General features: G+C 72.9%; 1 protein-coding gene. It reads left to right on the top strand.

All coding sequences use genetic code 11. From position 1 onward, the window contains the following. A partial coding sequence (locus ACZ7DL_RS39095) for a polyketide synthase dehydratase domain-containing protein (protein ID WP_470781854.1) occupies positions 1-1,144 on the top strand: 1,144 nt, incomplete at both ends.

Genomic DNA, 1,144 nt, shown 5'->3' with positions numbered 1-1,144 from the left:
CGCATCTCCCTCCACACCCACCCCTGGCTCGCCGACCACACCATCACCGGCACCACCCTCCTCCCCGGCACCGCCCTCCTCGAACTCGCCCTCCAGACGAGCGACATCCCGCACGTCCGGGAGCTGACCCTGCACACCCCCCTCGCTGTTCCGCACGCCGCCGCCGTGGACCTCCAGGTCCGCGTCACGGCACCCGACGACTCCGGGACCCGCACCCTCACCGTCTCCTCCCGTGACGAGAACGCTCACCCCGACGACCCCTGGCTGCACCACGCCACCGGCCTCCTGGACACCGAGCCCGGGGCCGCCGACGACACGCTCCGCACCTGGCCGCCGGAAGGAGCGTTGCCCTGCACGACCGAGGAACTGGAGAACCTCTACACCTCGTACGCGGCCCAGGGTTTCACGTACGGGCCGGCGTTCCGGGGGCTTCGCTCAGCTTGGCGGCGGGGAGAGGAAGTGTTCGCGGAGGTGTGTCTGCCGGATGACGTGGTCGACGAGGCGTCCGCGTACAACGTGCATCCGGCCCTGCTGGATGCGGCCCTGCACGCTGTGGCGCTCGGTTCGGCGGATGGTCTCTCGGCGGGGGCCGTGCCGTTCGCGTTCAACGGTGTGTCCTTGCACGCCGTGAACGCGGCCGCGGCTCGGGTCCGGGTGGCCCCCGCCGCGCAGGGCGTCGACCAGGCCGCCGTATCCGTGTTGCTGGCGGACCAGACGGGCCGGAGCGTCGTATCGATCGACGCCCTCGCCGTACGACCACTGGACCTCGGCGAACTGCGGGCGTCGACGCACCCGACCGCGATGCTCTACGACCTGACCTGGGCGGACGTAGACCTGGGCTCATCGCCCCTCGCACCGCCCGAGGAGCCGACCGTGCTGGGTCCCGACCGGGTCGCGTCGGACTTGGCCGGCCTGCTGGCCGGGCTGGACGGTGGTGGGCCCGTCCCCGAGGCCGTGCTGCTGAGGTGCCCGCAGGGTGCGGTGGCGGACGTCCTCGGCGAGGTGCTGGGCGTGCTGCGGGCATGGCTCGCGGACGACCGCCTTGCCGATGCCCGGTTGGTGGTGGTGACGCGTGGGGCGGTCGTGACCGGCCCGGGTGAGGGTGTGGTGGATGTGGCGGGGGCGGCGGTGTGGGGGCTGGTGC

This window comes from Streptomyces sp. NPDC036984, assembly GCF_055607665.1.
This window is presented reverse-complemented; position numbering and strand designations above follow the sequence as displayed.